At 41.4% G+C, this 8,094-nt stretch carries 8 protein-coding genes; 6 read left to right on the top strand and 2 right to left on the bottom strand.

The window, feature by feature from the left end; all coding sequences use genetic code 11:
• Positions 1-140 precede the first annotated feature (140 nt).
• Together KQI32_RS12635 and KQI32_RS12630 are read right to left on the bottom strand one after the other, a co-directional pair.
• Positions 141-758, bottom strand: a complete 618-nt coding sequence (locus tag KQI32_RS12635; protein ID WP_216425869.1) for a zinc ribbon domain-containing protein — start codon at positions 756-758, stop codon at positions 141-143.
• 927 nt (positions 759-1,685) lie between these two features.
• Positions 1,686-3,557, bottom strand: coding sequence for an AAA family ATPase (locus tag KQI32_RS12630; RefSeq protein ID WP_216425867.1), 1,872 nt, complete (start codon positions 3,555-3,557; stop codon positions 1,686-1,688).
• 363 nt (positions 3,558-3,920) lie between these two features.
• Here KQI32_RS12630 and KQI32_RS12625 point away from each other — a divergent pair, with 363 nt between their 5' ends.
• The 6 genes from KQI32_RS12625 to KQI32_RS12600 form a co-directional block, all read left to right on the top strand.
• Positions 3,921-5,195 (top strand): VirB4 family type IV secretion system protein, encoded by a 1,275-nt coding sequence (locus KQI32_RS12625; protein ID WP_216425866.1) that lies wholly within the window; start codon positions 3,921-3,923, stop codon positions 5,193-5,195.
• 107 nt (positions 5,196-5,302) lie between these two features.
• Entirely contained in the window at positions 5,303-5,692 is a 390-nt protein-coding gene (locus KQI32_RS12620) for a type II toxin-antitoxin system Phd/YefM family antitoxin (RefSeq protein ID WP_216425854.1), read from the top strand.
• Complete coding sequence (locus tag KQI32_RS12615) at positions 5,692-6,042, top strand: type II toxin-antitoxin system RelE/ParE family toxin (RefSeq protein ID WP_308167061.1); 351 nt, start codon at positions 5,692-5,694, stop codon at positions 6,040-6,042. The genes KQI32_RS12620 and KQI32_RS12615 overlap by 1 nt, the downstream gene beginning before the upstream one ends.
• Before the next feature lie 69 nt (positions 6,043-6,111).
• Positions 6,112-6,894 (top strand): C39 family peptidase, encoded by a 783-nt coding sequence (locus KQI32_RS12610; protein WP_216425851.1) that lies wholly within the window; start codon positions 6,112-6,114, stop codon positions 6,892-6,894.
• 14 nt (positions 6,895-6,908) lie between these two features.
• Positions 6,909-7,061, top strand: coding sequence for a hypothetical protein (locus tag KQI32_RS12605; protein WP_216425848.1), 153 nt, complete (start codon positions 6,909-6,911; stop codon positions 7,059-7,061).
• Between the two features lie 49 nt (positions 7,062-7,110).
• On the top strand, positions 7,111-8,094 hold a 984-nt coding region (locus tag KQI32_RS12600; protein ID WP_216425846.1), incomplete at its 3' end, for a hypothetical protein.

The following is an 8,094-nucleotide window of genomic DNA, read 5'->3' as shown; positions in this document are numbered from 1 at the left end:
GCCGGATTAAGGCTTGAGTTTTTGCCATGTTTCTGTTATATTGAAAAAGCAGGGAGCAAAAACACTCCCTGCCAACCAATTTTACCCTTGTTTGGACTTTACACAAAGTTAGAAGCAGACCCTCTGAGGATGTCCTTTTGTTATACATTTATTGGTTTGTAATCTCCGTTGTGCACAAGGGTTACATTTCCATCGTCATCGAATATCTCGCCATACTTGCCGAATGGTGCGTTCATTACTATTACCAGGGCAAGCTCGTTGTTCTCCATATCAAGAACTATGATTTCTTTTATGAGAAGCCTTAAGTTTACATTGCTGATTGCACCTTCTGCTATGATTCCGTCAAGTATATCAATACTTTCCTTGATTTCTTTCTTACGTTTTTTAACCGTCTGTTCCATATTCAGCATATCTTGAATTTTTGTTTTGAGATTTTCTATCTCGACTTTTCGTTTTTCAAGTATTCTGTCGTATGCAGCACGGTTTTGCATATCTCTGATTCTCTCTATCAGAATATTTTCCTGCTCAAGCTCAAGGTTTTCAATCATCGCTCGGTAATCTCTTATTTTCCTGTCGGTATTTCCTTTATTTGATAGCCACTTTTTAACCTCATCTTCAATTGCGAGCCAGTTGTCCTGTGCCTTTGATTTCAGCCTTGACAGTTCTTTATACACAAGGGTATCCAAGTCCCTTTCCTGAACTCTGTGAGATGTGCAGTAGCCTTTGTATCGGTGATAACCGTTGCAGACATATTTCATCCCCTACCTCATTTTCAAGTTTTTAAGGTATTCGCGTCTGTCCTGTTATTTTTCGAGGAAATTCAAAAAATTTATCATAAGCAACCTAATAATAGCAGAAAAAGACGCCGCAGCAAAATTGCTGTGACGCCTTATCAACAGTTGTACGGTATATTTTTATGTTGATTTTGCATTCCTTTACGCACCTGTGATATGACCTCGTACACTCCACATTATTCTTTGAAAATCAGGCATACCGCACCCAAAACCGCACCCAAATTTCCAAACCGCACCCTCCCGACTGGCACTGCCGGTCGGGGTTTAGAGCTTGGTGCGAGATAAAACGCACCAAAGCTTTTTCCTGCTTAAAAATATTCTGGTTGTTTTTCATTTAATTTCAGTTTGTTTTTGTATGTGATTTTCATAATTTTAGTGCCGATTTATTTTGTTTTTTACCGATAGAGATTTGATGTAGCAGAGCTATTTGTCTTTTTGAGATAACCCTTGTTTGCAAGTGACGGTATCGCTTTTTTAACGGTGCTTAAAATAATATCTATATCAACGGCTATCGTATTAAGGGATGGGGAACAGACATCTTGATTTCCGGCTCACATAGCCCCATTTTTCAAAAGTTCTTTCGGTTGCCAAAATGTGCTTTTGCATCTTTTGAAAATCGTCTGGCGTAATGTGTTAGCTATTTAATGATTTCTGTATCGCTCATATCAAGAAAATACGATAACAATATATTGCTCGCTTGAAGCTTTATTCGCGTTAGCGTTTATGTATTCAATACTTTGCTATTTCGTTGTGTTTTAGGATTTTAAAGTCCGTTACCGATGCAAAAATTAAAATGCACAGTATGAGAAGTAGTTTTAATACATTCAATCGCAGCTCCTCTTTTCCCACAGAAAAAGCCGGGCAGTGTAAAACGCCCGGCAATTCCGTTTTTTATATCAGATCCATTCCGTTTTGTATGTCGTTGTCCATAGCCTGTTCAAGACTGAAATCCACAATATCGTTTTTCAGATATTCTTTGGCATTTCGGTATGCAATTCCGCTTTCCGTTTCAAAGCTCTCGCCTCTGTAAAGCACAGCTTTGCTCACAATTTGCCCGAACCTGCGCTCTGTCTGCTCACACTTATCAGCGTCCGCAAGATGTCTGTACTGGTTTGCGTCGGACTTATCGCTGTGTTTGATCTCATAAATTCCGCATACATTTTTCTCACGGTCATAGATCACCATATCGAACTCTCCTGCCGCAAATTTCAGCTTAAACACCCTATACCTTTTTGGATTCAATTTTTTTGCAGTTTCCATAAGGACGATATCTTCAAGCATTCTGCCCTTTACTTCATCAAGAATACGGTTTGTGACAAGCTCTTTCATCTGCTCACTCTGAGCGCTGAATAAACTGTCTTTCATCAGCGAATGAACAAGCGCCTGTGCCTGACAGTATCTCATTCCCGGCTGTGTAAACACTATATTGTCGTAAGGTGCCGCACCCGGAATTGTTGTTTCGACCGATGTATAGTAGATTAAGTCAAGTGCTTTCAGATATTCTTTGATTTCCTCTATATGCGTTTTTGTTATACCGATTTTCCGATCCTCACTGTTGCGGATTTCAAGTATATCCATAAGTCTTTGAGTTACTGCTTCAATGTCAATATCGTCAAGAATATCCGTCCGCTTTTCGGAGTTTGCCTCACTGCGCAGATTTTTTGCCGCAAGCTTCAAATCATTTGACTTAAAATCTCTTGTCAGAACTTCGAGTATAAATCTGTGGTTCATATCCTCAATTATTCTGTTAATAGCACTTGTCAGCTCACCTGCCTCATACAATGTGTAAAGATGCCGAAACTGTCCGCCGTCCTCACAGTGTGCAAGTGAGTGCTGTATATTCTTGCTGATCGCCGTGTCGATGTATCTCCTTGTCGATTCATCACTGCGAAATGCCGATTCCTCCGAGAGCAAATCCTCATCGTCAAAATCAATTTCGCCTGCACGGAGCGTTCCCCCGTATCGGATATATTCATCTATATCGTCCTTTTTAAGAAGTTTTGAATATTCACGAAACGGTATAAAGGTTGTGTGGATACTGTATGCTCTGTCATAAAGCTCCTGATTTTTTGCAAGCCAAAATCCCAGCGAGTCAGTACCGGACAGTATGATTTTCATACCCATAGCCGCATACACATCAGATAAAAGTGAGGACGAGTCTATGAAGTCGCTCATCAGCGTTATTTCATCTATGAATACATTTCTTATCCCACTGTCATAGAGCAATTGCAAATCCTTGTTAAGTCCCGCCATTGTATCATCGGTTTCGATTTTTATATATACGGTTTTTGAGAAATCCTCTGCCGTCATATCCTGTATCGTCTGAAACAGCATTGTTGTTTTGCCCGTTCTTCTCAGACCGTATATGACGCAAATTCTCGGTTCATTCGGCAATTCCAGAAATTTTTTTATACTTTTGAAGCAGTCACGCCGTTCATATCGCCTGACCGATTCCGTCATCCGCATAAGACTTTCGCCAGCAGACACCTTTGTGTGAAGTTCCGTTAAAGGTACATTTTTCATCTTCGGCACCTCCTTTTCAAGAGCTTTCAGCTCTTTCTGCAACTTTCTCCGCAGTTCTATCTGCTCTTGCAGTATTTCAAGCTCTCCGTCTTTAATGTATTTGCTTTTTATCTTACCCAGCTCTGTCCACTGATGATAATACCGCACCCTTCCGTTTATGTTTTTCTTTGATATGTACCCGACAGGCAGTTCACCGATTTTTGTTTTAAGCTCATTTATTCTTTTTGCAACGCTATCCATTCTGCCGCCTCCCTTATTTGTATCCTATTATATCACAGCACAACCTATTTGTCAATAGGTTATGCTGCATTTAAGGTTATTGGGAGACTTTTTTATCACCGGATTGTTACATGCTGTGCGTCATATCCATATCCAATTCCTGTTCTTCCGGTTCCGCAAGTTTCTGCATAAGTCCAAGCTTTCACAACTCGGTTTTTATTTCAGAGGTTTCTTTCGGAGACAGCCTCTCACCCTCAGACATAAGATACTCCACAGTTTCAAATTGATTATTGCGGAATGCCCCCATAAGCAGAGAATGATCTTCCCCGAATTTGGAATAGCAATTGTTGACGCTGCCGCCGTTTGCCTTTTTGCGATTTTTTTATGCCGATTTCAACCTATGCCGGAGGGTTCCCGTTTGCTTCGTCCTCATATTCTGACGGGCGAGGCTATTATTTTGCAAAAGATGTATCGGGCGGTATGGTTGCCATTGATCCGTGGCTGCGTCACGGTGACAGAACAAACTCAAATTGGGTTATTATGGGCGTTGCCGGACAGGGTAAGTCTGCGACCACAAAGCATATTATCACAGAGGAATATGCAAAGGGAACAAAGATTATCTTAATTGACCCCGAACGGGAATATAAAAAGCTGACTAAGGATATGGGCGGTGACTGGCTCGATGTCGGCGGCGGTGCAGGCGGTATGGTAAATCCGCTGCAAATACGGCCTATGCCCGAAGATGATGATGACGAAACGGGCGAATATGAGGAAAATGACAGCCTGAGATTAAACGGCAAGGAAAATAAGGGTATGGGCGATTTGGCTCTGCACTTAAAAACTCTTGAAATATTTTTCGGTTTGTATCTTCCCGAAATCAGCGATTATGAAAAGGCATATTTGAATAAGGCGCTCCGTGAGCTTTACGCAAAATACGGTATTATGCTGACAATGCGGCTGAAGGATAAAAAAATTGATAAATTTCCGATTATAAAGGACTTGTATGATTATCTCCGGGAGAAATCCGGCGATAAAGAGCTGCCCGAAGATGAAACCGAAAATTACAGACATCTTGCGTGTCTTTTGGAAAACGCCGCTATCGGTCAGGACAGCTTTTTGTGGAACAGTCAGACAAGCATTAAACCTCATTCAAAGTGGATTTGTCTTGACACGCACTCTCTGCAAAACAGCAGCGATAAGGTTATAAAGACGCAGTATTTTAATATCCTGACATGGGCTTGGGAGCAGATGAGCATTGACAGAACGGAGCGAGTTTTGCTTGTATGCGATGAGGCTTATCTGATGATTGATAATAAAGTGCCGCAAAGCCTTGTGTTTCTGCGTAACTGTGCAAAGAGAGCAAGAAAATATGAGGCAGGACTGATGATTATATCTCATAGCGTTGTTGACTTTCTTGATCCGTCAATAAAGATGTACGGACAGGCGCTTTTGGATATTCCGTGCTATAAAATTCTGTTCGGCGCTGACGGTCAGAACTTAAAGGAGCTTGCGGATTTATATAATCTCACGGAAGCGGAAAAAGAACTCCTGCTTGCAAAAAAGAGGGCTGTTGCACTGTTCTGCTGTGGCGCTAAAAGGTTAAGCGTAAAATTTGACTTGCAGCACAAGCTAAAATACATAAGCGGAGGCGGAAGATAAAACATAATAATTTTCACGAAAATATTTATGAAAATAGTTGACATTTTTCGAAATGCGGTGTATAATAATATTGTAATCAGCATATGTTAGATAGGAGTGAAAGTATTATGAAAGCGAGTATAAAAGGTATGGATATTGATTACGGTTTGTTGAATTTTACACAGCATTTGGTGCCTATTTCCGACTTCAGCCGAGGTAAAACGGCACAGCTTTTCGATGATGTGAAAAACAATAATACAGAGTATGTCGTTTTAAAGAACAATCAGCCGACGGCAATGGTTATATCTCTGGATATGTATAAAACGCTTGTGGAAAAGGCTGCAAAAATGGAACAGCTTCTTGACAGAATCGAAGAAAACAGACTGCTTGCGAAGGCTATTGATGTAGCGAACAGAACAGACGCCGCAAGCTATGAGAGTTTTGATGAGGTTTGCAAAGAGCTTGGATTTGATGCGGGCAAAATTGAGTCTGAATGTGAAAGTGTGGAGATTGAATAGTGTGGGAAGCAAAATTCGCACCTGACGCAAAAGCAGACCTTAAAAGGCTGGATAAAGCCTTTGCAAAGCAGGTGCTTAAAGGAATTGCGAAGGTCAGAAAGAATCCCCTGCCCCGTCCGGACGGCTATGGAAAGCCGCTCGGAAATAAGCAAGGAAACAATCTGACAGGATTTTTTAAGATAAAATACAGAGGCATAGGCATACGGGTTGTTTATACGCTTGTTCGTTCGGAGCAGGTTATGAACATCCTTGTTATTTCAAAAAGAAATGACGAGTATTGCTATGAGGCGGCGATTAAGCTGTATCAGAAATACGGAGACAGTATATTCGACGATATTTTTAAACAGTAAAACTTAATAATATTTTTCAGAACAGATTTCACTGAAAATGTGAGGTCTGTTCTTTTTTTATACCGGGAGGTGATAACAATCAGTGCGGCAGCAACAAAAGTCTTAATACAGCTTGCCATTCAGGTTATAACCGATGAGGAAACAAGAAAAAGAGTCCTTGCAATAGCCTTAACACCTATTATCAGCGTTGTGCTTATACTTTCAATGGCGTATTACATATTGACAAATCCGATTGATTTTTTAAGCAGTCTGTTTGGCGGCGATTCCGTCAGCACTTCGTATGCACAAGCCTTGCAGGATAATTACGGGTATATAGGCAGCGATGCGGTAATTGACATATCCGGCGAATACACCGAAAGTCAAACCCCATTGTTTATTCAATGGGATAAACGCTGGGGGAACTATTCCTACGGAAAAAGCGGAACGATCGGCTCAAGCGGCTGCGGCCCCACATCTCTTGCAATGGTTGTGGTAGGGCTTACGGGTGATACGACCGTCAATCCGAAGGTCGTCGCGGATTGGAGCTATGCAAACGGGCACAGAGTTGAGGGCATTGGTACAGCGTGGAGCTTGTTTCCGGCAGGAGCAAGAAAATGGGATATCCGCTGTGAGGAATTGTCCGTATCAGCGTCGCAGATTTCACAAAAGCTGCGTGAGGGAAAGACGATAATTACCAGTATGGGTAAAGGTCATTTCACCAACAACGGGCATTTCATAGTGCTGCGCGGTATAACGGAAAGCGGAAAAATCCTTGTAAACGATCCTAACAGCCGTGAAAAAAGCAATAAGGAATGGAGCGTGTCGATTATAGTGAGTGAGGCAAAGGGCGCATGGGCGTTTTCTAAACCCTGACGGGAGGTATTAAGATGAACAGAAAAATGAATGTAGTTGAAATCTGTATTTATGTGCTGATTATTGTACTTCTCATATTCGGTGTCGGAAAGTTCAAAAAAGACGATAACACCGAACAAAATATTCCGGCGGTGGAAATGCCGCAGAATACGGAGAGAGTGCAGTGAAAGAAAATGAGCCGAAAACTAACGAGATTTTCGGAAAGGAGGAATTTTTATGGTCTACTATATCACCACCCCGGAACATCTGGGGTTAATGCAGAAAATATGTGAAGAACGAAAGATGAATTTTGAATTTGTAACGAATATCAAGGATATAAAGCTTTTTGTGAATACTGAGATAAAAAAGCTTGAACATATAAAGTTTTTCGTAATCGACCTCGATTGTCTTGATAACACCGATAAAGAAATCTATGACAGTATTTGCGGTATGCGATATATGACAAAAGCAAAAATCTTGATTGTAGCGCTTGGCAGAACCACAGGCGACAGCCTTGTAAATGCCTTGCGTGAGAGAAATGTCTGCAAGCTGATTTTATCAAAGGACGAGGGACAGGCGCAAAAGGAAACCGAAAGCTGTCTTTCGGGTACGGAGACAAAGGAAGATGCGCCGCAAAAGGTATTTGCGGAAAAAACGATAAATCCGATAGCGCCGCCCGTAAAGCCGAGAGCCGTAGAAAGCGTGAAAAAAGTAATTCCGGCAGCGACAAAATCAATGATAACGATAGGCGTCTGCGGAATTGAACCTCATGTCGGTACGACATATCACGCAATGGCAATAACGGCATTTTTGACAAAACAGGGTAAAAAGGCTTGTTATCTTGAAAGCAATATACACGGCGATATTCAGAAAATGCTTGATATTTATGCAGGGAGCAAAAATTCCGTGCGTGAGGACGGTAGTATTTTGTGGAAGGGCATTACCATATATCACAATTATTCGTTTCTTGATGTTCTCGGTGAGGGTTATCAATTTTATATCTATGACTACGGCGCTTGCCGTGACATAACTTCACAGGAATTTGCGGCAAATGATATAAAGCTTTTGGTTTCGGGCGGCAAGCCGTGGGAGTTCTATAACTATCGCTTCATTAAGAGTAAATCTCTTAGAAAAACCAAAACAGATGCGATTGACTGCGAAATGATAGCCCGTTATCTGATGACGGTAGAGTACAAGCCCTATCCACCATCATTTTACCAC

Origin of the sequence: Acetivibrio sp. MSJd-27 (assembly GCF_018918095.1) — a bacterium.
Taxonomy (GTDB): domain Bacteria; phylum Bacillota; class Clostridia; order UMGS1840; family HGM11507; genus HGM11507.
Note: the sequence above shows the minus strand (reverse complement) of the source record. Positions and strands in the feature narration are given on the sequence as shown.